Annotated in this window: 25 protein-coding genes; 3 read left to right on the top strand and 22 right to left on the bottom strand. The window is 63.9% G+C overall.

Translation table 11 applies throughout. The features are described 5' to 3' along the window. Window positions 1-7 precede the first annotated feature (7 nt). Genes ACJ8IL_RS21145 through ACJ8IL_RS21120 form a run of 6 tightly spaced genes read right to left on the bottom strand, consistent with a single transcriptional unit; the run spans window position 8 to window position 4,899 of the window. Window positions 8-367: an L-rhamnose mutarotase gene (locus ACJ8IL_RS21145; protein WP_043136092.1), complete on the bottom strand. Its 360-nt coding sequence runs from the start codon at window positions 365-367 to the stop codon at window positions 8-10. Beyond that, on the bottom strand, window positions 364-1,140 hold the full coding sequence (locus tag ACJ8IL_RS21140) for an SDR family oxidoreductase (protein ID WP_043136096.1): 777 nt from the start codon (window positions 1,138-1,140) through the stop codon (window positions 364-366). The genes ACJ8IL_RS21145 and ACJ8IL_RS21140 overlap by 4 nt, the downstream gene beginning before the upstream one ends. Then, window positions 1,118-1,981, bottom strand: a complete 864-nt coding sequence (locus ACJ8IL_RS21135) for an amidohydrolase family protein (RefSeq protein WP_308369822.1) — start codon at window positions 1,979-1,981, stop codon at window positions 1,118-1,120. The genes ACJ8IL_RS21140 and ACJ8IL_RS21135 overlap by 23 nt, the downstream gene beginning before the upstream one ends. A gap of 14 nt (window positions 1,982-1,995) precedes the next feature. Continuing rightward, window positions 1,996-3,273: an L-fuconate dehydratase gene (locus tag ACJ8IL_RS21130; RefSeq protein WP_197769288.1), complete on the bottom strand. Its 1,278-nt coding sequence runs from the start codon at window positions 3,271-3,273 to the stop codon at window positions 1,996-1,998. 14 nt (window positions 3,274-3,287) lie between these two features. Then, window positions 3,288-4,133: a fumarylacetoacetate hydrolase family protein gene (locus ACJ8IL_RS21125; protein WP_025305192.1), complete on the bottom strand. Its 846-nt coding sequence runs from the start codon at window positions 4,131-4,133 to the stop codon at window positions 3,288-3,290. 25 nt (window positions 4,134-4,158) lie between these two features. Then, a complete protein-coding gene (locus ACJ8IL_RS21120) occupies window positions 4,159-4,899 on the bottom strand; it encodes an SDR family oxidoreductase (RefSeq protein WP_043136107.1) in 741 nt (246 codons plus the stop codon). 236 nt (window positions 4,900-5,135) lie between these two features. Between ACJ8IL_RS21120 and ACJ8IL_RS21115 the strand changes: the two genes are divergently transcribed. Continuing rightward, window positions 5,136-5,894, top strand: a complete 759-nt coding sequence (locus tag ACJ8IL_RS21115) for a FadR/GntR family transcriptional regulator (RefSeq protein WP_025305190.1) — start codon at window positions 5,136-5,138, stop codon at window positions 5,892-5,894. A 126-nt stretch (window positions 5,895-6,020) separates the two neighbouring features. Beyond that, window positions 6,021-7,163 (top strand): D-alanyl-D-alanine-carboxypeptidase/endopeptidase AmpH, encoded by a 1,143-nt coding sequence (gene ampH / locus ACJ8IL_RS21110; RefSeq protein ID WP_442516817.1) that lies wholly within the window; start codon window positions 6,021-6,023, stop codon window positions 7,161-7,163. Between the two features lie 33 nt (window positions 7,164-7,196). Here the strand turns inward: ampH and hpaC are convergent, their stop codons facing one another. The 11 genes from hpaC to ACJ8IL_RS21055 form a co-directional block, all read right to left on the bottom strand. Continuing rightward, on the bottom strand, window positions 7,197-7,712 hold the full coding sequence (hpaC, locus tag ACJ8IL_RS21105; protein ID WP_025305188.1) for a 4-hydroxyphenylacetate 3-monooxygenase, reductase component: 516 nt from the start codon (window positions 7,710-7,712) through the stop codon (window positions 7,197-7,199). 16 nt (window positions 7,713-7,728) lie between these two features. Continuing rightward, complete coding sequence (gene hpaB, locus ACJ8IL_RS21100; protein WP_043136111.1) at window positions 7,729-9,291, bottom strand: 4-hydroxyphenylacetate 3-monooxygenase, oxygenase component; 1,563 nt, start codon at window positions 9,289-9,291, stop codon at window positions 7,729-7,731. Between the two features lie 178 nt (window positions 9,292-9,469). Next, window positions 9,470-10,366: a 4-hydroxyphenylacetate catabolism regulatory protein HpaA gene (gene hpaA, locus ACJ8IL_RS21095; RefSeq protein WP_004933161.1), complete on the bottom strand. Its 897-nt coding sequence runs from the start codon at window positions 10,364-10,366 to the stop codon at window positions 9,470-9,472. Between the two features lie 34 nt (window positions 10,367-10,400). Further along, window positions 10,401-11,771 carry a 4-hydroxyphenylacetate permease gene (hpaX, locus tag ACJ8IL_RS21090; RefSeq protein WP_442516816.1) on the bottom strand — a complete coding sequence of 457 codons (1,371 nt, stop codon included), beginning with the start codon at window positions 11,769-11,771 and terminating at the stop codon, window positions 10,401-10,403. A gap of 3 nt (window positions 11,772-11,774) precedes the next feature. Then, window positions 11,775-12,569 (bottom strand): 4-hydroxy-2-oxoheptanedioate aldolase, encoded by a 795-nt coding sequence (gene hpaI, locus ACJ8IL_RS21085; RefSeq protein ID WP_099816600.1) that lies wholly within the window; start codon window positions 12,567-12,569, stop codon window positions 11,775-11,777. 77 nt (window positions 12,570-12,646) lie between these two features. Then, complete coding sequence (gene hpaH, locus ACJ8IL_RS21080) at window positions 12,647-13,450, bottom strand: 2-oxo-hept-4-ene-1,7-dioate hydratase (RefSeq protein ID WP_043136119.1); 804 nt, start codon at window positions 13,448-13,450, stop codon at window positions 12,647-12,649. Between the two features lie 14 nt (window positions 13,451-13,464). Beyond that, window positions 13,465-13,851: a 5-carboxymethyl-2-hydroxymuconate Delta-isomerase gene (locus ACJ8IL_RS21075; RefSeq protein ID WP_004933172.1), complete on the bottom strand. Its 387-nt coding sequence runs from the start codon at window positions 13,849-13,851 to the stop codon at window positions 13,465-13,467. 50 nt (window positions 13,852-13,901) lie between these two features. Continuing rightward, window positions 13,902-14,975, bottom strand: a complete 1,074-nt coding sequence (hpaD, locus tag ACJ8IL_RS21070; RefSeq protein ID WP_089180517.1) for a 3,4-dihydroxyphenylacetate 2,3-dioxygenase — start codon at window positions 14,973-14,975, stop codon at window positions 13,902-13,904. A gap of 37 nt (window positions 14,976-15,012) precedes the next feature. After that, window positions 15,013-16,467 (bottom strand): 5-carboxymethyl-2-hydroxymuconate semialdehyde dehydrogenase, encoded by a 1,455-nt coding sequence (gene hpaE / locus ACJ8IL_RS21065; protein ID WP_033636981.1) that lies wholly within the window; start codon window positions 16,465-16,467, stop codon window positions 15,013-15,015. Next, window positions 16,464-17,228, bottom strand: a complete 765-nt coding sequence (locus ACJ8IL_RS21060) for a fumarylacetoacetate hydrolase family protein (protein WP_033641766.1) — start codon at window positions 17,226-17,228, stop codon at window positions 16,464-16,466. Before ACJ8IL_RS21060 ends, hpaE begins: the two co-directional genes overlap by 4 nt. Further along, the gene (locus ACJ8IL_RS21055) at window positions 17,225-17,857 is read right to left on the bottom strand and encodes a fumarylacetoacetate hydrolase family protein (protein ID WP_197835648.1); all 633 of its coding nucleotides are present in this window, start codon (window positions 17,855-17,857) and stop codon (window positions 17,225-17,227) included. The genes ACJ8IL_RS21060 and ACJ8IL_RS21055 overlap by 4 nt, the downstream gene beginning before the upstream one ends. A gap of 326 nt (window positions 17,858-18,183) precedes the next feature. On the opposite strand from ACJ8IL_RS21055, the gene hpaR reads away from it, so the two are divergent. After that, window positions 18,184-18,636 (top strand): homoprotocatechuate degradation operon regulator HpaR, encoded by a 453-nt coding sequence (gene hpaR / locus ACJ8IL_RS21050; protein ID WP_049204618.1) that lies wholly within the window; start codon window positions 18,184-18,186, stop codon window positions 18,634-18,636. Between the two features lie 56 nt (window positions 18,637-18,692). Here the strand turns inward: hpaR and ACJ8IL_RS21045 are convergent, their stop codons facing one another. From ACJ8IL_RS21045 to ACJ8IL_RS21025, 5 genes are read right to left on the bottom strand one after another with little or no spacing between them, the layout of a single operon-like run. Further along, complete coding sequence (locus ACJ8IL_RS21045) at window positions 18,693-19,484, bottom strand: SDR family oxidoreductase (protein WP_442516815.1); 792 nt, start codon at window positions 19,482-19,484, stop codon at window positions 18,693-18,695. Window positions 19,485-19,488: 4 nt separating this feature from the next. Then, window positions 19,489-20,286, bottom strand: coding sequence for a molybdenum cofactor biosynthesis F family protein (locus ACJ8IL_RS21040; RefSeq protein WP_261425208.1), 798 nt, complete (start codon window positions 20,284-20,286; stop codon window positions 19,489-19,491). 11 nt (window positions 20,287-20,297) lie between these two features. Beyond that, window positions 20,298-21,080, bottom strand: coding sequence for an SDR family NAD(P)-dependent oxidoreductase (locus tag ACJ8IL_RS21035; RefSeq protein ID WP_043136148.1), 783 nt, complete (start codon window positions 21,078-21,080; stop codon window positions 20,298-20,300). Then, complete coding sequence (locus tag ACJ8IL_RS21030; protein ID WP_043136151.1) at window positions 21,073-21,663, bottom strand: DUF3156 family protein; 591 nt, start codon at window positions 21,661-21,663, stop codon at window positions 21,073-21,075. The genes ACJ8IL_RS21035 and ACJ8IL_RS21030 overlap by 8 nt, the downstream gene beginning before the upstream one ends. Continuing rightward, window positions 21,638-23,131, bottom strand: coding sequence for an APC family permease (locus ACJ8IL_RS21025; RefSeq protein WP_261425211.1), 1,494 nt, complete (start codon window positions 23,129-23,131; stop codon window positions 21,638-21,640). The genes ACJ8IL_RS21030 and ACJ8IL_RS21025 overlap by 26 nt, the downstream gene beginning before the upstream one ends. Window positions 23,132-23,179: the final 48 nt, after the last annotated feature.

Genomic DNA, 23,179 nt, shown 5'->3' with positions numbered 1-23,179 from the left:
GTTGGCGTTATTGCTGTTGCAGAGAGAAAATCCGCGCCATTTCCACCCATTTTTCGCCCTGCGGCGTCCAGGGGGTGGCGGCCTGGTAGTGCCACATCAGCGCTTCCCATCGCTGTACTTCGGGGTTGTTCAGGCTGGCGGCGTCAAAACGCGCGGCGTCGAAATCGGCGCTGACCTCCACGATCATGAACAGCCGGGTGCCCAACCGGTAAATCTCCATGTCCAGAATGCCGTGCTTGCGCAAATGCGCGGCGATGCCCGGCCAGATGCGCTGATGATGCTGCTGGTACTCCGCAATCAGCGCCGGTGAGTCAATCAGATCGAGCGCCTGGCAGAAACGGCGCCGCCCTGCCGCCGCGCCGCTCACGTCAGCGCCCGATCGAGATGCAGGTAGCCGCCGTCCACCGATAGCCACTGCCCGGTGGTATGCGATGACCGCGACGACAGCAAAAACGCCACGGTATCGGCGATCTCCTGCGGCGTGGTCATGCGCTGCCCGAGCGGAATGCGCGCGGTGATTTTCTCCATCTGCCGCTGCGGCTCGGCGAAGGTGTTGAGCCAGCGCTGGTACTGCGGGGTGATCACCTCCGCCGGCACCACCGCGTTCACCCGTACCCCGTCATGGCGCAGCGACACCGCCCATTCGCGCGTCAGCGCCAGCACCGCGCCCTTGGCGGCGGTGTAGCCGCTGGTGCCCCCCTGCCCGCTGAGCGCGGTCTTGGAAGCGATATTGACGATGGCGCCCCGGCTTTCCTGCAGCGCCGCCTGGCACAGGTGCGCCATCAGGTAGTAGTGCACCAGGTTCTTCTCCAGCGAGCCGACGAACGCTTCACGCCCCGCCTCCAGCCCGACGCCGTCATTGACCCCGGCGTTGTTCACCAGTCCGTCAATGCGGCCGAAGGTCGCCAGCGTCTGGCTGACCGCCCGGCGGCAGGCCGCCTCGTCGCACAATTCGGTGAGGATCACCTCGGTGCGCGGCTGCAGCCGCTGCAAATCGGCCAGCAGCGCCGCCTCCGGCGCGGCGTTGGTGACCAGCACCGGGATCGCCCCCTCCTCGGCCAGCACATGAGCAATCGCCGCGCCGATGCCGGCACCGCCGCCGGTGACCAGCACCACCTTATCTTGCAGATACAGATCCATAACCAGACTCCGTTAAACCGTAAATTCGCCAGGCGGTGCCGCCCCAAATCGCCGCCTGCTCGGCGGCCCCCAGCGTCGACAGCGCCCGTTCGCACAGTTGCACCACCTGGCGGTAGTCGCCGGCCAGCAGGCACACCGGCCAGTCGGAGCCGAACATCAGCCGCTCCGGGCCGAACGCCTCCAGCGCTGCGTCGAAGAACGGCAGCAGTTCTTCCGCCCGCCACCGGCCGCCCGGCGCCTCGGTGATCAGCCCCGACAGCTTGCAGGCCACGTGCGGCAGCGCCGCCAGCGGCCGGATTTGCTGCGCCCAGTGCCGCACGCCGCACGCGATGTCCGGCTTGCCAAGGTGATCCAGCACCAGCCAGTGTTCGTCATGGCGGGCGGCGAACGCCGCCGCGGCCGCCAAATGCCGATGCGTCACCAGGATCTCGTACACATACCCGGCGCGCTGCAGCGTTTGCATGCCGCGTTCTACCTCCGGCCGCGCCAACCAGGCCACCGGATCCGCTTCGTCCTGCACCTGATGGCGCACCCCGCGCAGCGCGCTGTAAGGCCGCAAGGCCTCCAGGCGCTGCGCCAGCTGCGGCGCGGCGATATCCAGCCAGCCCACCACGCCGCATACGCCCTCGCTCTGCTCAGCCAGCGCCAGCAGGGCCAGCGTCTCGTCCTCGCTGGGGCGCGCCTGCACCGCCAGCGCGCCGTCGAAACCGTGTTCCTGCAACAGCGGCCGCAGCCGGGGCGGATCGAAATCCTGCCGCAGCACGCGCATCCGCTCGTCGATCCACGGGTAGTGCCGTGGGTGATAGCGCCAGTAGTGCTGATGCGCGTCGATGCGCGGCATGCGATCCTCCCGCCTCACCCGCGGAACCGATACTGCTCGATCGACGACGGATGCATCTCGATCGAATAGCCGGGACGGCTCGGCGGCATGTAGGCCGCGCCGTTGATCACGCAGGGATCGACAAAGTGTTCATGCAAATGATCGACGTACTCGATCACCCGGCCTTCGTGGGTGCCGGCGATGCACAGGTAGTCGATCATCGACAGGTGCTGCACGTACTCGCACAGCCCGACGCCACCAGCGTGCGGGCAGACCGGCAGCTGGTATTTGGCCGCCATCAGCATCACCGCCAGCACTTCGTTGACGCCGCCGAGACGGCAGGCGTCGATCTGCACCACGTCTACCGCGCCGCGCATGATGAACTGCTTGAACATGATGCGGTTCTGACACATCTCACCGGTGGCCACCTTGACCGGCGCCACCCCTTCGCGGATGCGGCGATGCCCTTCCACGTCGTCCGGGCTGGTCGGCTCTTCGATAAACCAGGGTTTGGCGAACGCCAGATGCTTCACCCACGGAATGGCTTCGTCCACTTCCCACACCTGGTTGGCGTCGATCATCAGCCGGCGATCTTGGCCGATCACCTCGCGGGCGATGCGCACCCGGCGGATGTCGTCTTCCAGATCGCGCCCGACCTTCAGCTTCAGGTAGGAGAAACCGGCGTCGACCGCTTCCTGGCACAGGCGGCGCAGCTTGTCGTCCGGGTAGCCCAGCCAGCCGGCGGAGGTGGTGTAACAGGGATACCCCTCCTGCAGCAGCCGCTCCAGGCGCCGTTCTTTGCCCTCGGCCCGCTGTTTCAGCAGCGCCAGCGCTTCCTGCGGCGTGATGCAGTCGGTGATGTAACGGAAGTCGATGCAGCGTACCAGCTCCTCCGGCGTCATCTCTGCCACCAGCCGCCACACCGGTTTGCCGACCGATTTGGCCCACAGATCCCACACCGCGTTGACCACCGCGCCGGTCGCCAGGTGAATGGCACCTTTGTCCGGCCCGATCCAGCGCAGCTGGCTATCGCTGGTGAAGCGCCGCCAGAAGGCGCCCATATCGGCGGCGATCGTCTCCAGCCGCTCACCGACGATCTGATGCTCCAGCGCGCGGATCGCCGCGCAGCAGATCTCGTTGCCGCGGCCGATGGTGAACGTCAGCCCGTGGCCGCTGAGATCCGCGCGATCGGTCTCCAGGATCACGTAGGCGGCGGAATAGTCGGGATCCGGATTCATGGCGTCGGATCCGTCCAGCCCCAGCGACGTGGGGAAACGAATGTCTTCAACCCGCAGTGCGGTAATGGTGGTCATGGCGGCGCTCCCGGTTAAGCCTGTACGGTTTGCTGGCGCTGTTCGCCCAGCCCTTCAATGCCCAGACGCATCGTCTGGCCCGCCCGCAGGTAGATGGGCTGCGGTTTTTGCCCCATGCCAACGCCCGGCGGCGTGCCGGTGGAGATCACGTCGCCCGGCTGCAGGCTCATAAAGCGGCTGAGGTAGCTGACGATCTGTGGAATGCGGAAGATCATGGTGCTGGTGTTGCCGTCCTGATAGCGCTTGCCGTCCACCTCCAGCCACAGGTTCAGGCTGTGCGGATCGGCGATTTCGTCGGCGGTCACCAGCCAGGGGCCGATCGGCCCAAAGGTGTCGCAGCCTTTGCCCTTGTCCCAGGTGCCGCCGCGCTCAATTTGATATTCGCGTTCTGAGACGTCGTTGATCACGCAATAACCGGCGACGTGGCGCATCGCATCCGCTTCGCTGATGTAGCGCCCGCCCAGGCCGATCACCACGCCCAGCTCCACTTCCCAGTCGGTTTTCTGCGAGCCGCGTGGGATCTCCACCCGGTCGTAGGGGCCGACCACCGCGCTGGTCCATTTGTTGAACACCACCGGTTCTTCAGGAATGGCCGCGCCGGTTTCCGCCGCGTGATCGGCGTAGTTCAGGCCGATACAGATGAACTTGCCGATGCCGCCGACGCAGGCGCCGAGACGCGGCTGCCCCTCGACCAGCGGCAATGCGGCGCTGTCCAGCGCGCGCAGTTTGGCGAGCGACGCCGGCGATAACGCGGCGCCGCCCACGTCGGCGATATGCTGCGACAGATCGCGCAGGCGGCCCTGCTCATCCAACATGCCGGGGCGCTCTTGCCCGGGTTCCCCATAACGTAAAAGTTTCATGCGTTCCTCTCTCAAAAATGGCGGCTCAGTTGCTCCAGCCGCCGTCGATGATCTGTACCGTGCCGGTGGTGTACGAACTGGCGTCGGAGGCCAGATACAGCGCCAATTGGGCGATTTCCTCGGTGGTGCCGATGCGCCCGATCGGCTGACGGGCGACGAACGCCTGATACACCTCTTGCTCGCTGCGCCCCTGCTCGCGCGCCTGCTCGGCGATGCGCTGGCGCAGCGACGGCGATTCCACCGTGCCGGGGCAAATGGCGTTGCAGCGGATGCCCTGGGTGACGTAATCCGCCGCCACCGAGCGCGTTAGGCCGATCACCGCCGCCTTGCTGGCGCTGTAGGCGAAGCGGTTCGGCACCCCTTTCACGCTCGAGGCCACCGAAGACATGTTGATGATCGAGCCTTTGCCGCGCGCCAACATGCCCGGCAGGAAGGCGCGGATCATGCGGAACATCGCGGTGACGTTGAGATCGAGCGCGAACGCCCACTGATCTTCGCTGCAGTCGAGGATCGATCCGCTGTGCACCACGCCGGCGCAGTTGAACAGCACGTCGATCGGGCCGATCGCTTCCGCCGCCGCCGCGATGGCGGCCGGATCGGTGACGTTCAGCGTCAGCGCGCGGATCCCGGCGGAGCCCTGCAGGCGCTCGAGGTTGATGTCGCTGGCGATCACTTCAGCGCCGGCGGCGGCGAACAGCCTGGCGGTGGTAAAACCGATCCCTTGCCCGGCGGCGGTGATCAGTACGCGTTTCCCGGTTAAATCCATCTTGACTCCTCGGCCTAAAGGTCTAATGGTCAGGCCATTAAAGGCGGTTAAAGGTCAGGCCTCTAACATGACAAAAGACGCTTTACGCGTTATCGTTGGGGGAAGAAGTTAATAAAAACAGCCTTGAAACCGCATTTCAATTAACCATTTTTTTACACTTGAATAACGATTACTCAAGCGCCTTATCGCATAATTGTGCGCCAAATCACTGAACGCCGAATCGTCAAAGGTCAAAAATGCCGATTACCCGACTGGAAAACCCAAGAATTTACAGACAGATAGCTGACCAACTCAAACGTCTTATCGAAAATAACGAATTTCCGCCGGGCAGCCGTCTGCCCTCGGAGCGCGATCTCGCCCAGCAATTGCAGGTCAGCCGCGCGTCGGTGCGCGAGGCGCTGATCGCGCTGGAAGTGATCGGCCTGGTAGACGTCAAGGTCGGCAACGGGGTGATCGTGCGCTCGCCAACGCCGCTGGCGCCGTCGCAGGAGCCGGTGATGGCCCAGGCCGGCCGCAACCAGTGGGCGGAGATCGACGACGAACTGAACATCGAGCTGGATTTCAACGCCGAGTTGCCGCCGTTTTCTCTGCTGCAAACCCGCCTGCTGATCGAACCGGAGACCGCCGCGCTGGCCGCGCGCCACGCCACCGACGAAGAGCTGGCGGGTATCCGCGCCGCCTATGAACAGAACTGCCGCGATAACCGCGCCGGTTCCGCCACCCACCCCGGCGATCGGCTGTTCCACATCCGCATCGCCCAGGCCAGCGGCAACCCGGCCTATGCGTTCATCATCGGCCACCTGCTCGGCCACCGTTACGGCAGCATGTTCCGCGTGCTGCAGCGCCACTATACGCCGGACGACATGCCGCACCGCTCCGAGCTGGAACACCGGGCGATCCTGGCGGCGATCGAAGCGCGCGACGTGCGCGGCGCCCGCAAGGCGATGAAGGCGCACCTGGACGAAGTGATCGCCATTTTCGCCCGCGCGCAGTAGGCCGCCGGCGGTGAAAAAATTTTATCGCCACCGCTCTTTTTTCTACATGCAGCCGGGGCCTGGGGGCATTACACTGGGCGACGAATAAGCCCTTTCCCCGCTGCATTGTTAAATGGATAACGACCGTTGAAGAACTCTGTCTCCGCTTTATTGCTGGCGCTGGGCCTGTGCGCCGCGCCGCTGGCCGTGCAGGCCGCGCCCCCGCAGCTGGCTTCGCAAATCGTCGACCAGTATGCCGAACATATTTTCTACAACAGCGGCGCCACCGGCATGGCGCTGGTGGTGATCGACGGCAATCAGGTGGTTAACCGCAGCTTCGGCGACACCAAGCCCGGCAACAACCTGCGCCCGCGCCCGGATTCGCTGATCCGCATCGCGTCGATCACCAAGCTGATGACCAGTGAAGTGATGGTAAAAATGGCGGCGGCAGGCCAGGTCAAACTGACCGATCCGCTGCGCAAGTACGCCCCCAAAGGCGCCTATGTGCCGGCTTACAACGCCGGCCAGCCGATCACCTTATTGAACCTGGCCACTCACACCAGCGCGCTGCCGCGCGAGCAGCCGGGCAAGAAGCCGCCGAAAACGCCGGTGTTCACCTGGCCGACCAAGGCCCAGCGCTGGCAGTGGCTGGCGCATGCCAACATCACGACGCCGCCGGGCGTGCACGCCGCGTATTCCAACCTGGCGTACGATCTGCTGGCCGATGCGCTGTCGCGCGCCGCGGGCAAGCCTTATAACGCGCTGCTGAAAGAGAACATCACCGCGCCGCTCGGCATGGTGGATACCACGCTGACGCCGAGCCCTGAACAGTGTTCGCGCCTGATGGTGGCGGCGGCCGGCCCGAGCGCCTGCCGCGACACCACCGCCGCAGCCGGCAGCGGCGGCGTCTACTCCACCCCGCGCGACATGCAGCGCTGGATGCAGCAGTTCCTCTCCTCCAGCGCCAGCGGCCCGCGCAAAGCCACCGCCGCCAGCGAACAAACCATGTACTTCCAGCGCCACGATCTGGTGTCGCTGAAGGGCATGGACGTGCCGGGGCAAGCGGATGCATTAGGATTGGGCTGGGTGTATATGGCGCCGAAGGACGGGCTGCCGGGCATCATTCAGAAGACCGGCGGCGGCGGCGGGTTCATCACCTACATGGCGATGATCCCGGCGAAAAATGTCGGGGTGTTCGTGGTGGTGACCCGCTCGGAGCTGAGCAAGTTCACCAACATGAGCGATCCGGTCAACCGCCTGGTGAGCGATCTGGCAGCCAACAAGAGTTGATATGTGGGGCGCAGCTGGCTGCGCCCCCACGTCTCAGGCCAGCACCGCCATCTGATGGATCACCGGATGGAAGTTGCGCTTGAAGTAGATCAGGCCGTTGCCGGCTTCGCTCAACGCGATCTGCTTGATCTGCACCAGGTACATCTGGTGGGTACCGATGCTCTGGATCTGCTCGATTTCCCCTTCCAGGCTGGCCAGGGTATTGCGCAGCACCGGCTGCCCCAGTGCGCCGAGCTGCCACTCTTCCAGCCGGAAACGATCTTCCATGCTGACGCCGGTCATGCCGGCGAAGTGGCGCGCCATCAGCTCCTGCTCGTGGTTGAGCACGTTGACGCACAGCCTGCGGTTTTCCTGAAACACCGGGTTCATCGCGCTGTTGCGGTTGATGCACACCAGCAGCGTCGGCGGCGTATCGGTTACCGAGCACACCGCCGTGGCGGTGATGCCGCAGCGCCCCGCCGGGCCGTCGGTGGTGACGATATTCACCGCCGCCGACAGGCTGGCCATGGCGTCGCGAAAGCGCAGGCGCTGTTCATTTTCCTGAGACATACAACCTCCTCCTGAATTACTTCAGCAGATTATCCAACTGATTAATATCGTCATTGTTCCGCAGGTGCGGCACCTTCCAACCGTGCTGATCGTAATCGGCCAGGCACTTGTCGACCATCTGCATCATGCGATCCATATTGCCGGATCCCTGCGCATGGCGCAGGCACTGCAGGCGGATCTCATCCTGGCTGCCGGCGTAGTTGATCTCATACAGCTCGTGGCGCCCGCCGAACTCACTGCCGATCGCGTCCCACATCAGCTTGAGGATCTTGATGCGCTCGACGTGATCCATGCCGTCCGATCCGCGCACGTAGCGCGCCAGGTACTTGTCGATCTCCGGGTTGTTCATGTCGCGCACGCTGGACGGCAGGTAGATCAGGCCGCTGGTGACGTTCTTCTCGATGATGTGTTTCACCTTGGTGTAGGCCATCGGCGCCATCACGCGGTAGGTTTGCAGCGCGGCGGAATCCGGCAGGTAGGCGCCGTTTTCCCATTGCGTGGCTTCGGCGCACATCGCGTCGCTCAGCGACCAGAACAGGTTGCGCCAGGCCACCACTTCGCCCAGATCGGCCTGCACGCCGCGGAACTCCAGCACGCCGGTGCACGAGAGGCTCTTTTGCAACAGCGCGGTGATGAAATCCATCTTCACCGCCAGGCGCACGCAGGCCTGCAGCGGGAACAGCCGGGCGAAACCGCCCTGGGTGCTCCAGCGGCGGCAGCGGTCGAAATCGCGGTAGATCAGCACGTTTTCCCACGGGATCAGCACATGATCCATGATCAGGATCGCGTCGTTCTCGTCGAAGCGGCTGGTGAGCGGATAGTCAAACGGCGATCCGGTGGCGCCGGCCACCAGCTCGTAGGAGGCGCGCGAAATCAGCTTCACTCCTTCGGCGTCCATCGGCGCCACGAACATCAGCGCGAAGTCCGGGTTATCGCCCATCACCTGCGCCGAACCGAAGCCGATGAAGTTGTAGTGGGTCAACGCCGAGTTGGTAGCCACCACTTTGGCGCCGCTGACCACGATGCCGGCGTCAGTTTCTTTCTCCACCTGAATGTAGACGTCCTTCACCTCATTGACCGGCTTATGACGATCGATCGGCGGGTTGACGATGGCGTGGTTGAAATAGAGCCCGGTTTCCTGAATGCGTTTGTACCAGTGGCGCGCGTTATCGGCGAACTGGCCGTAGAACTCCGGATAAGCGCCCAGCGCGCAGCCGAAGGCCGCCTTATAATCCGGCGTGCGCCCCATCCAGCCGTAGCTTTGGCGTGACCAGTCGGCGATGGCGTCACGCTGCTGGCGCATCTCTTCCGGGCTGCGGGCGTAGCGGAAGAACTTGTGGGTATAGCCGCCGTTGCCGGTGTCGGTGTTCCAGCACAGGCGATCCTGGCTGGCCGGATCGTGCAGCGCGTCGTACAGCTGGCCGACCGACGCCGCCGCGTTGCGGAACGCCGGGTGGGTGGTGACGTCTTTTACGCGTTCGCCGTAAATGTAGATTTCGCGGCTATCCTGCAAACTTTTCAGGTATTCGGCGCCGGTGAACGGGCGTTTGCTGTCGGCACGAAAGTCTTCTGGTTTCATCGGGTCTTCCTCGTCATCGGCATTTTTCAGGCCGTGGAGTCGGCCATTTGTTAAAATAATGTTTTCTTTTGGTTGCTTAATTGAAGCTGCCAAAGCCGGTTTCGAGAAGAGACTTTTGCGGCAATCGCCGGTACTTTTCAGGTCAGTTTGCCGCTTTCGCGGCAAACTGTGATCGCGGTTACGAAAGGGCGTGTTGCGCCGCGCGGTAGGTCGAGGGGGAACAGCCTTCCAGCCGATTGAAAAAACGGGCGAAATAGGCCGGATCCTTGAAGCCGAGGCTGTAGGCGGTTTCATGCACCGTACAGGCGCTGAACAGCAGCATGCGCTTGGCCTCGCGCAGCAGCCGATCGAAGATCAGCCGTTTGGGCGGCCGGTTGGCGAAGCGCCGACACAGGTCGTTGAGCCGCGATTCAGTCACCCCCAACGCCTGCGCATACTCCGGCACCGGCAGATGCTCGCGAAAACGCTCGTCCACCATTTTGTTGAAGCGTTGAAACAGCTGCAGTTCGCCGCGCACGCCGCTGTTGGCGCTGTCTTCCAGCGCGGTGTTGCGCAGCAGCAGCGTGAACACCGCCTGCGCCAACAGCGCCAGCGTCTGTTCGCGCCCAGCCAGATTCTGCGCGAACTCTCGGCGGATCAGCGCCCAATAGTGGCTGAGCGCCGTCAGCTCCTGCGGCGCATCGGCCAGCGACAGGCAGATGCCCGGCATGTCCAGCGCCAGATTGCTGCCGGGATACAGGCGCTCCAGCAGCGGCCAAATCAGCTCCTGGCGCACCGTCAGCACGTGGCCGTCGCTGTCCGGTTCGGTGAAGAACGCATGCGGCACCGACGGCGGCGTGAGGATGAACAGCGGCGCCTGCACCGAATAGTGCTGATCGTCGAGCTGCAGCTCTATCTTGCCGGTCTCCAGGAAATGCACCTGGAAGAAGCAGTCGTGCCAGTGCACCTGCATGTCGCGGCCGAAGAATGCCGCCAGCCCGGCGAAGGTTTCGTAGTGCACCTCGTCGGCGGCGTAGCGCGCGTCATACTCTTTGCAAATATCGATGTTGGCGATAAAGCCGGTACTTTTCCGCACCTCATGACCTCCTGCAATCATGCCCACTTGCGCATCAAGGCGTCGCTCTCGGGCGCGAATCCTTCATCGGAATGCGCCACACCAGCACGGCGCCGACGATCAACAGCGCCGAAACGAAATACAGCCCGGAGTTGAAGCTGCCGGTCAGATCCTTGAACCAGCCGATCAGCAGCGGGCTGAGCGCCGATCCGATGTTGCCGGTGGCGTTGATCACCGCGATCCCCACCGCCCGCGCTTCCAGGCTGATCGACTGATCCGGCGTGGTCCAGAAGATCGCCATGGCGGTAAAGGAGCCGACCGAGGCCATCACGATCCCGAGCAGCTGGATCAGGCTGTGATCGGTGGCGGACGCCAATAGCCAGCCGGTGGCGGCGAACAGGCACGGCAGCGCGGTGTGATGCTTGCGCTCCTGCAGCCTGTCGGATCGTTTGCTCCACCACACCATGCCGGCGATGGTGCAGATCTGCGGGATCGCCGCCAGAATGCCGATCGTCACGTTGCTGCTGCCCTGGTTGAAGCTCTGCAGGATCTGCGGCGTCCAGATGTTGATCGCGCTCAGGGTGTTGGTCAGGCAGAAATAGGCCAGCGTGTACATCAGCACAATCGGCGTGCAGATCTCACGCCACAGGCTGCGCTGCTGCAGCGCGCGGTGGCTGCTCGGCCCGTTGGGCTGCACCAGCTGCAGCTTGTCGGCCTCCATCATCGCCTGCAGGCTGGCTTTTTCCTCGTCGGTCAGCCACTTGGCCTTGGCCGGGGTGTCGTCGAGATAGAACCACACCACCACGCCCAGCAGCACCGATGGTATGCCTTCCAGCAGGAACAGCCACTGCCAGCCCTTCAGGTTCATCACCCCGTCCAGCGCCAGGATATAGCCGGAGACCAGCGAGCCGATCGCCATGGTCACCGGCATGGCGATCATGAACAGCGCGTTGGCGCGGGCGCGGTAAAACGCCGGGAACCAGTAGGTGAGGTACACCAGAATGCCCGGCAGGAAGCCGGCCTCGGTGATGCCGACAATCATGCGCAGCACGTACAGACTGGTCGGCCCGGTAGCGAACATGGTGCAGGTGGAGGCGATGCCCCACAGCACCATGATGGTGGCGATCCAGCGCCGCGCACCGACCCGGCTCAGCATCATGTTGCTCGGTATGCCAAAGATCACGTAGGTGACATAGAACAACGTCGCCGCCAGCCCGAACATGGTCGAGCTGAGGCCGAGATCTTTGCCCATCGTCAGCCCGGCGAAGCCGATGTTGATACGATCGAGGAAAGAGAAAACAAACAACACGAACAGGAAAATGATCAGGCGCCGAAACAACTTTTTAATCACCGATTGCTCGGCGGCGGTTAACGCTTTATGTTGCTGCGCCGGGTTGGCCGGCGGCAGCGAATCGACGTGGTTCATGGTTCAGTAGACTCCCGATGAAGGCGCTTGCGCCCCGCCCTGTTTGAACTCGTCCGCCAGGGCTTCCGCCGCCCGCGCCAGCAGGGTGGTATCCACCCCCACCGCAACGAACAGCGCGCCGGCCTCCAGATAGCGCTGCGCCAGTACCTTGTTGGCCATCAAAATGCCCGGCGCCTTGCCGGCGGCGCGGATACGCGCGATGGCATCGTCGATGGTGCGCTGCACCTCCGGGTGCTGCGGATTACCGGCAAAGCCCATGTCGGCGCTGAGATCCGCCGGGCCGATAAACACGCCGTCCACCCCTTCCACCTGCAAAATGGCGTCGAGGTTTTTCACCGCTTCGCGGGTTTCAATCTGCACCAGCACGCACATCTGCTCATCGGCCTGCTGCAGGTAATCGGGCACCCGGTTCCAGCGTGAGGCGCGCGCCAGGGCGCTGCCGACGCCGCGCACGCCGTGCGGCGGATAGCGCGTGGCGCGCACCGCGTCGCGCGCCTGTTCGGCATTCTGAATCATCGGGATCAATAAGGTTTGCGCGCCGACGTCCAGCAGTTGCTTGATGATCACCGCGTCGTTCCACGGCGGGCGAACCACCGGCTGGCTCGGGTAAGGCGCGACCGCCTGCAGCTGCCCCAGCACCGTTTGCACGTTGTTGGGCGCATGTTCGCCGTCGATCAGCAGCCAGTCGAAACCGGCGCCGGCCAGCAGCTCGGCGCTGTAGCTGCTGCACAGCCCGAGCCACAGCCCGATCTGCGGGCGTTTTTCCTGCAGCGCACGCTTGAAGTGGTTGGTTAACATCGCATTCTCCCTGACAAGCGGGCGCGACGCGTGGCCCCCGCCCGGTTTATTGCGGCCCGGTTCGCCGAGCCTGCTTTTTAGACGAAGCGGCAGCTGATGCAGCCCATCGGGCCGTAGTCGACGTGGAAGGTATCACCGCGCCGCGCCGGCACCGGCCGGGTGAATGAGCCGCCGAGGATCACCTGTCCCGCTTCCAGCTCCACCTCATACGGCGCCAGCTTGTTGGCCAGCCAGGCCACGCCGTTGGCCGGGTGGTTGAGCACCGCGGCCGCTACGCCGGACTCTTCAATCACGCCGTTGCGGTACAGCAGCGCAGAGATCCAGCGCAGATCCAGCGCATCCGGTTTGATCGGCCGCCCGCCCATCACCACCCCGGCATTGGCGGCGTTGTCGGAAATGGTGTCGAACACCTTGCGCGGCCGCTGCGTCTCGGGATCGACGTTGTGGCTGCGCGCATCGATGATCTCCAGCGCCGGAATGACGTAGTCGGTGGCGTTGTAGACGTCGAACAGCGTGCAGTTCGGCCCGCGCAGCGGCTTGGCCAACACGAAAGCCAGCTCCACCTCCACCCGCGGCACGATAAAGCGATCGATCGGAATGTCGCTGCCGTCGTTGAAGAACATGTCGTCCAGCAGCGCGCCATAGTCCGGCTCGGTGATCTGCGAGCTCACCTGCATGGCGCGCGAGGTCAGGCCGATCTTGTGGCCTTTGAGCGTGCGCCCCTCGGCGATCTTCAGCTCCACCCACTGCCGCTGAATGGCGTAGGCGTCTTCAATGGTGATCTCGGGATGATCGAGCGACAGCGCGCGGATCTGCTCACGACTCTTTTCCGCCTGATGCAGGCGCTGCACGGCGCGGTTAATCTGCTCTTTATCCAGCATGTACGACCCCTTATTCACGCCTTGTTGAACAGCGCGTGGACATTGTTCTGTTTGTAATTCAGCACCGGATCCAGCTCTTCCATGGTGAAAGAGAGCGCCAGGTAACGCTGCGCCATCAGCGCGGCAAAGTGTTCCTTGATCAGCGCAAACAGCATCTCGCCCACCTGCTGCCGGCTTTCCAGACTGCGGCCGTGGCCGATCTTCAGCGTCATGTGCACGAAGGCGTAGTCCTGCTTGCCGTCGGCCATCTGCCAGGTGTCGAGCCAGATGGCGCGGCTGCGCACGCCGGCCAGCGGAAAGATGCCGGTCGCCGCCAGCGCCTCGTTGACCTTGGCGAACAGGGTGGGCAAATCCGCCTCGCGGCGGATGTTGTCGGTACATTCAGCGTAAAAATGGGGCATAACGTTCTCCAGACGGCGCATAGGCGCGGGCGCGGCCCGCGCAGCGGCATTTACAGCGTATTGCCAAGTTTGAAACCTTTTTCCGTATCGCCCTCGCGGGTATAGGAAAAACCGTCTGCGCCGATGGTGACGGCCATTTCGCTGGGCGCACTGCGCTCGATGACCGGCTGCGGCTGCCCATCGAGATCCAGCACCAGCGATCCTTCGGTATACCAGCTCGGCACCACCGGATTGCCCCACCAGTCGCGGCGCTGGTTGTCATGCACGTCCCAGGTCACGGTCGGGTTGTCCGGATCGCCGGTGTAGTAATCCTGCGTGTAGATTTCCACCCGGTGGCCATCGGGATCGCGCAGGTAGAGATAGAACGCGTTGGAGACGCCGTGGCGACCAGGGCCGCGTTCGATCAAATCGGATTTGCGCAGCGCGCCGAGCTTGTCGCAGATGGCCAAAATGTTGTGCTTTTCATGGGTGGCGAAGGCGATGTGGTGCATGCGCGGCCCGGCGCCGCCGGTCATCGCGGTATCGTGCACCGTCGCCTTGCGGCGCATCCAGGCCGCGTAAACCACGCCGTCTTCATCGCGGATGTCTTCCGTCACGCGGAAGCCCAGCCCCTGGATGTATTCCACGGCGCGCGGCACGTCAGGGGTGATTTGGTTAAAGTGGTCGAGGCGCACCAGCGCGCCCGGCGTATACAGATCGTAGCGCCAGGCCAGACGCTCGACGTGCTGCACGTCGTAGAAAAACTCATACGGAAAACCGAGCGGATCCTCTACCCGCACCGCATCGCCGATGCCTTTGGCGAACCCGTTCACCCGACGCTCGGTACGGCAGCCAAGCGCCTTGAAATACGCTTCGGCGCGATCGACGTCTTCCGGCGTGCGCACGCGGAAAGCAAACGCCGCCACGGCGGCGACCGGGCCTTCGCGCAGCACCAGGTTATGATGAATAAACTCCTCCATCGAACGCAGGTAGAGGGTTTTATCCTCTTCGGCGGTCACGACCAGGCCGAGGATATCGACGTAAAATTCGCGTGCGGCTTTAAGGTTCGTGACCTGAATTTCCATGTAGGCACAGCGCACGACGTCGGGAGCAGGGACAGCATCAGTGGTAAGTTTTGTCGTCATTGTTCTCATCTCTTTCGTTATTATTGTGGCCTGAGGCTCAAACGCCCCATTTCGGGATCGGGTGGTCGCCCATGGAAATGCACACGTTCTTCATTTCGGCGAACACTTCGAAGCTGTATTCGCCGCCTTCGCGGCCGGTGCCGGAGGCTTTCACGCCGCCGAACGGTTGGCGCAGATCGCGTACGTTTTGGGTGTTGACGAAAACCATGCCGGCTTCGATGCCGCGGGCCAGGCGCAGAACCTTGCTCACATCCTGCGTCCAGATGTACGACGCCAGGCCGTACTCCACGTCGTTGGCCATGCGCAGGCCGTCTTCTTCCGACTTGAACGGCAGCAGGCAGGCCACCGGCCCGAAAATCTCCTCCTGCGCCACGCGCATCCGGTTATCGACATCCGCCAGCACCGTCGGGCGCAGGAAGTTGCCGTGGCTCAAACCGGCCGGTTTGTCCGGGCCGCCGGCCAGCAGGGTTGCCCCTTCTTCCACCCCGAGGCGGATATAGCCGGAGACTTTTTCCCAGTGCTGCGGGCTGATCAGCGCCCCTACCTGGGTGTTGGGATCTTGCGGGTCGCCCACGCGCAGGCGGTTGGCACGCTCGGCAAAGCGTTTGACGAATTCCGGGTAGATGCTCTCCTGAATGAAGATGCGCGAACCGGCGGTGCAGCGTTCACCGTTGATCGAGAAGATGGTGAACAGCGCGGCGTCGAGCGCCCGCTCGATGTCGGCGTCTTCAAATATCAGCACCGGCGACTTGCCGCCCAGCTCCATGGAGAATTTCTTCAACCCAGCGCTTTCGATGATGCGGCGGCCGGTGGCAGTGCCGCCGGTGAAGGAGACCGCACGCACGTCTTTATGGCGCACCAATGCGTCGCCGGCAGTGGCGCCGTAGCCCTGCACCACATTCAGCACCCCGGCCGGGATGCCGGCCTCCAGCGCCAGCTCGCCCAGGCGGTCGGCGGTCAGCGGCGACAGTTCGGACATCTTCAGCACCGCGGTGTTGCCCAGCGCCAGGCAAGGCGCGGTTTTCCAGGTGGCGGTCATGAACGGCACGTTCCACGGCGATACCAGCGCACACACCCCCACCGGCTGCACCAGCGTGTAGTTGAGCATCTTGTCGTCCACCGGGTAGGTCTTGCCGTTCATCTGCTGGCACACCTCGGCGAAGAACTCGAAGTTGTGCGAGGCGCGCGGGATCAGCACGTTTTTGGTCTGGTGGATCGGCAGGCCGGTGTCGGCGGTTTCCAGTTCGGCGATCTGCGGCACGTTCTGGTCAATCAGCTCCCCCAGGCGGCGCATCAGGCGCGCGCGCTCTTTCATCGGCGTGTTGGCCCATTTGGGGAACGCCTCTTTCGCTGCCGCCACCGCCTGGTCGATCTCCAACTGACCGCCGGAAGCCACCTCCGCCAGCACCTCGCCGTTCGCCGGGTTGGTGGTGGTGAAGTACTCTTTGCTGGCGACGTTCTTGCCGTTGATCCAGTGGTTGATGGTTTTCATCGCAGGCTCTCCTCGTAATCTTTTTCACTGATAATGTGGTTAACCAGACGGCCGATGCCCTCGATCTCCACCACCACTTCATCGCCCGGCTGCACGTCGGCCAGCCCTTTCGGCGTGCCGGTGGCGATCATGTCGCCCGGCTGCAGCGTCATGAATTCGCTCAGGTAGGCGATCAGGAACGGAATGTCGAAAATCATGTCGGCGGTGCTGCCGCGCTGGCGCAGCTCGCCGTTGACATAGGTGCCGAGCGCCAGCCGGTGCGGATCGGCGACGTCGTCGCGATCGACGATATACGGCCCGATCGGCGTCAGGGTGTCGCGGCTCTTCACCCGCAGATTCGGCCGGTAGTAGTTCTCCAGGTAATCGCGGATGGCGTAGTCGTTGCACAGGGTGTAACCCGCCACGTACTCCATGGCGTGCTCACGGCTGACGTTGCGCGCGGTCTTGCCGATCACCGCCACCAGCTCGGCTTCGTAATGCATGTACTCCACGCCGGCCGGGCGTACCGACACCTGACGGTGCCCGGTCAGGGTGTTTGGCGCCTTGAGGAACACCAGCGGTTCTTCCGGCGCCTTGAATTCCAGCTCGCTGGCGTGGTCGGCATAGTTCAGCCCCAGGGCGAACACCGTGCCCTGCGCCGGCGGCAGCCATTCCACTTCGCGCTCCTGCAGCACCTCGCCGTTCGGCAGCGTGACGCGCAGCTGGTCATCCACCTGCACGTTGAAGACCTGGCCATGATGGCGAATACGAGCATGTTTCATGATTCGGCTCCTGCCTGGGTGACGCGGTTGGTCAGAGTGGGCAGGCCGGCGGCACGCACCGTCACCTCATCCCCCGGTTTGATCTCCACCCGCTGGTGCGGGGTGCCGATCAGCACCGCATCGCCCGGCTGCAGAGTGATGAAGTCGCTGATGGCGGCGATCAGCTCCGGCACCGAGCGCACCAGATCGGCGGTGGACCAGCGATCCCGCTCCACGCCGTTGATCTCGGTGACGATCTCCAGCCGATCGGCAGTCGCCAGCTGGCCGATCTCCCCCAGCGGGCAGAACCCGTCGCGGCATTTGGCCTTGATCGCCGGGCGGTAGAAGCTGCTTTCCGGCAGGCTGACGTCGTTGGCCAGCGCGTAACCGGCCAGATAACGGCCCACCTGCGCCGCCGGCACCTTGCGTGCGGTGTCGCCGATGATCACCGCCAGCGTGCCGCCGCTTTGCACGGTTTCACCGGCCGGAAACGGGATCGCCCCGCCGTTGGCGAGGTGGGTGTTGCGCGGTTTGATAAACCACACCGGGGTTTTGGGCGGGGTTTGATACGGTGGCTGGTGAAACGCCTGATCCCAGGCGTCCAGTTGGCTGCGGTGGTTCAGCGCAACGGAAAATACGGTGCCTTTCATGCGAACTCCTCCAATGGCAAAACATGACAACCGGCATTCATTAATATATTAATGATTACTTTTATACACTGTGCAGCTTTTACGCAACGCGCTTGGAGTGATTTGTGATCGTGATAACAAAATATTCACAAACAACGAACATTAGCGTGATTATTCAGCGTATTAATCATTTTTATCGCCATTTTTCGCTGCCCCGCGCATTTTTGCTTTATCCCTGCGGGTAACTTTGGCTACTATTAAGTTATTAACAAAATCGGGCCTGGCGGGGTAACAGCCCTGCGGTAAGCGCCGTGACAACGAACACCTTGATAGCTAAGGCCAAACTTATGCATGAATCGTTAACCATCGCCCTGCTGCAGGCGCGCGAAACCGCCATGGGGTTCTTTCGCCCGATCCTGAAAAGCCACAACCTGACCGAGCAGCAGTGGCGCATCATCCGCGTGCTGGCCAACAGCCGTTCGATCGAATTCCACGAACTGGCGGCGGAAACCTGCATCCTGCGCCCCAGCCTGACCGGCATTCTGTCGCGCATGGAGCGTGATAAGCTGATCTTCCGCCTCAAGCCGGTTAACGATCAGCGCAAGCTGTACGTGTCGCTGACCCAGCAGGGCCAGGATCTGTATGAAGTGGCGCGCCACCAGGTGGAACAGGGCTACGCCGAGATTGAAGCCGCTTTCTCGCGGCAGAAAATGGACCAGCTGATGACGTTGCTGGACGAGCTGATCACCCTGGGTGACAGCCTGCCTGCCAACGTCGCCGCGCATCCCGCCAAGCAGTGATTTAACCAACCGGAATGCTCAAATTAATTGGCGTTGCAGCCAACAACGCTGCAGCGTCAAGTAAGCAGAGAATTCGTTTCCGGCAACAGCGCGCCGCCGTCCACCACCAGCGTCTGGCCGGTGATGTAGGCCGCCGCCGGCGAGGCGAGAAACACCATCGCCGCGGCGATGTCTGCCGGTTCCCCCAGCCGCCCGAGCGGCACTGAGGCGGCGATCGCCTGATTCACCTGCGCGTCGCCCAGATTGGCCATCGCCGGCGTGCGGATCATCCCCGGCTCCACGCCGTTGACGCGAATGTTCTCCGCCGCCAACTCCAGCGCCGCCGCGCGAATAAATCCGTTCACCCCGGCCTTGGAGGCCGCATAGTGCGCCAGCCCCGGGTAGGCTACCCGCGGGCCGGTCACCGACGAGGTCACCAGAAGGCAGCCCCCGCCCCGACGGCGCATCCACGGCAACGCCGCCTGCGCCAGAAAGAACGGCGCCATCAGATTGACGCTCAGCGTGCGTTGCAACAGGGCCGCGTCGATGGCGGCGAACGGCGTCAGCGGAAAATAGGCGGCGTTGTGGATCACCACGTCCAACCGTTGACGGCGCTCACCCACCGCCGCCACCCCCTCGGCGATCTGCCCCGGCTCGGCCAGATCGCAGGCCAGCGCCTGTACGCTCAGCCCTTCGTCCCGCAGCGTTTGCGCCGCCGCCTGCGCCTGCGGCAGCTGCACGTCCGCGATCGTCACCTCGGCGCCCAGCCGGGCAAAGGCGCTGACGATCGCCAGCCCAATACCCTGAGCGCCGCCGGTCACCAGCACCACCTGCCCCGCGAAGGCATTGGCCGCATAGGTTGCGCTCATCGGCCTATCCTCGCGGGTGGTGCGTGATGTTCAGCACCTGCGCGTGGGCGCCGACCGCAAAGTTGCTCAGCGCGCTGAAATCGCTGCCCTGATAACCGAGGATCTTGCCGTCGGTGCGCATGCCCTGCAGATCGATCATCACCACGCCCAGCGTCGGGATGATCTTCTCGCGCCAGACGAACAGATAAAGCTGATCCGCCACCTTCACGTAGTGGCAGCGATCGACGTCCGCCAGCCCTTTCTCCACCCCGTCCAGACACTGCCAGGCGTAGAAGTTGTCGTTCAGGTAGATGTGCTCGTACCGCTCGGTCGGGCTGTAGGTGTACATATTGCGCATGCCGATCAGCTCGTCGGTAAAGCCCGGCGGCGCCACGTCGGCGTCGTCCAGCGTGCCGAAGCGGAATTCGGCCTCGACCGGGGTCAGCGGCAGCCCCTGTTCCACCCGGCTGAAGGCGTCGAGCCGAGCCTGCGCTTCGTCCGGCAGTTGGCCGTACACCGCGGTGAAGTTGCCCTGATTGCGGTCGCACACCAGCGTAATGCTGGCGTTGGCGCGGGCGGGGTCGAGAAAATCGATGAACAGCACGCCGGGACGAATGCTGGTCGCGCGATAGGCGACGCTGCGCCGTTCGCCCCACTCCAGCGTCTGCTCGTCGGTAAACCGGCAGCGCTGCGTCGCGCCGTCGCTAAAGCGCAGCGTCAGCGTAGTGCCCGCCAGCCCGTGCTGCCGTTCCAGCGTATTGCTGTGCGGCGCAAAGCCTTCCGCCAGCGCGCCAACCTGAATGAATACCGCTTCTGAACTCATGGAAATACTCCTTACAGGGAAGTGAAAGCCAGGGTCGGCACATCGACGATGGTGGAGCCACCGTCGGCCACCAGCGCCGCGCCGGTAATGATTGAAGCCTCGCTGGAACAGAGGAAACGGCAGACGCGGGCGATCTCCTCAGCGCTGGCCGGCCGGCGCAGCGGTACGTCGCGACAGACCATTTGGTAGGCCTGCTCCAGCGAAATCTGATGGGCGTCCATCAGCAGTTGCATCTCTTCGTCCGCCATCGGCGTGGTCACCCAGCCCGGACACACCGCGTTGGCGCGCACGCCCAGCGGGCCATAATCGCGGGCGATGGAACGCATCAGCCCGATCAGCGCATGTTTGGCGGTAACGTAGCCGCAGACCTCCGGCCCGGCGGCCAGCGAGGCGATCGAGGCCACGAACAGCAGGTTGCCGCCGCTTTTAATCAGCTCCGGCAGGCAGGCGCGCGCGCTGGCGAAAGCGCTGTTGAGGTTGCTGTCCATCGCCCCTTGCCACTGCGCGTCGGTCATCTCGGTGATACGCTTGAAGCCCATGCCGCCGGCGCTGCCGATCAGGCAGTCGATGCGCCCGGCGTCGCGCAGAATCGCCGGCAGCAGCGTGTGGTTCCAGCTCTCGCCGCTGGCAGCGTCGCCCACCAGCGCCTGCGCGCCGATCTCTTGCGCCAGCGCCGCCAGCGGTTCCGGGCGGCGGCCGATGATGAACACCCGATCGCCCTGCGCCGCCAGCAGGCGGGCGCAGGCGGCGCCGACGCCGGTACCGCCGCCGGTAATCACAACCACTCTATTCATGATTCAGCTTCTCCATCAGTTGGCCGATCATCAGCAGGCTGCTCAACAGCAGCCGCCGCTGTTCGGCATCCAGCCGCAGATAGCGGCGGCCGGCCGGCAAACGGCTGACCACCTCCGACGCGGCGAAATGCTCGATATCCACCTGCCAGCGCCCGTCGTTCACCGTCAGCCGCACGCGGCGAAAATCCAGCTGCGCCAGCGTCTCGCCGATCTGCGGGTAGCGCTGCAGCCCTTCCAGCACTCGCTGCGCGGCTGCATGGCGTTGGCGCAACAGATAGCGCACCCCGCGCCGCCGCAGCCAGCCGCCGGTCACCACGTCCAGCGTCAGCGGAGGCTGCGCTGCGCATGCGCCCTGCAACCGAAAACGGTGGCTGACGATATGCGCCATAAACAGCCCCTGCACCTGTTCGCCGATCTCGATCTGCGGCCCCTGCGGCAGCGTCAGCCGCAGCAGGCCCGGCGCCAGGCGTTCGCACGCGTAGGGTTCCAGATTGCGCGCCAGACGATCCAGCGCGGCGCCCGGCCGATAGCCCGACGGCGCGCGCCGCCAGGCGCGATTAAGTGAGGGAAGTAAGCCGATCAAACTGCGCCTCCTCGTTTTCACCCTTGGCAAATGCGTTCTCCAGCACCTGCTCGACCGGCACCGGCTTGAACGGGTTCACTTTCTGCACGCACAGCGTCCAGAACAGCGCATAGGCGGCGGTCAGGCCGATCATCCAGCCGAAGGGAATGTAGATATCGCTCGGGTTCATCCCCGGCGGCGTGATGTAGACGATGGCCAGCACGATGCCGACGCTGGAAACGATTTGCGGCAGCGGGAACCACGGCGATTTATAGGCACGCGGCAGGTCGGGGCGGCGCACGCGCAGGATCACCACCGAGCAGGTCACCAGCAGGTAGGCCACGCCCCAGGCGCACACCGCCGCCAGCACCAGCGGAATGATCCTGTCGAGGTTGCCCTGAATGGCGAAGGCGTGTACGCAGGGGATCAGGACCGCCACCAAAATGCCGACCACCGGCGTTTTAAAGCGCGGGTGCAGATAAGCGAACATGCGCGGCAGCGCGCCGTCCAGCGCCATGCCGTACAGAATGCGCGGCACCGCCGCCATCAGCGTGTTGATGGTCGCCGCGCCCGCCAACAGCAGGCCGACGCCCAGCCAGTATTTGCCGAACTGGCCCATCACCTGGCCGGCGAACGCCGGGATGGCCATCGGCGTTTCCAGCAGGCGCGTGCCGCTGGCGGCGTCGATCACCACGTTTTCCACCTGGTGGCTGAGCGCCGCGCCATACAGCGCCATGCACACCGCCACGCCGCACAGCCCGAGCGCCATCGCGCGCGGGATCACCCGATCGCAGCGTTTGATCTCCGGCGCCATCGGTGTCACCAGCTCACAGCCGACGAACATGAACATCGCCATGCCGATCAGGCTGAACACCGCGAACGGATCGTTCAGGCTCAGCGCGCTGCCGAACCAGCCCTCGAGCGGCACCGCATGCGGCGACAGCAGCCCGACGATGCCGAAAATCACCAGCGTGCTCCACATGGCGAAGGTCAGCACGATCTCCGCCTTGCCGAAGGCCTCGATGCCAAACGCGTTGAGCAGGCCGAACACGACAACCAGCCCAACGCCGACCATCCAGGAGGCATTGTGGCTTTCCATCAGGGTGTTGAGGTGCTCGAAGTTCACCAGCGCCATGATGCCGGAAAGAATGGTCTCGGCGGTGCCGGCGAAGATATGCACGATCAGGTAGGCCGACAGCGCGCCGGTGATGGCGAAAAAGCGCCCCATGCCGCAGGAGATGTAGTCGTAAACCGAACCGGAGGTCGGCAGCAGCGACGCCGCTTCGGAGAAGGTGGTGAGCTGCGCCTGCATCATGATGAAGGCGATCAGCATCGCCAGCGCGAAGGTGTCGCCGCCGATGCCGAAGCCGCTGGTGACCGTCAGGATCACCGGGCTGGCCATGATCACCCCGACCGAACTGGCCAGGGTGGTGGGAAAGCCGACCTTGCCTCGAGCCAGGTGGGCGTGCAACCGCGACGACAGGTTCATGGTTATTTCCTCTTATAGTTTTGGCCTGATGCATGCAGGTGCTTGCAG

The sequence above is a fragment of the Serratia sp. CY47444 genome, assembly GCF_052168635.1.
Classification (GTDB): Bacteria; Pseudomonadota; Gammaproteobacteria; order Enterobacterales; family Enterobacteriaceae; genus Serratia; species Serratia bockelmannii.
The sequence above is the reverse complement of the archived record's forward strand: the minus strand, read 5'-3'. Positions and strand labels throughout refer to the sequence as shown.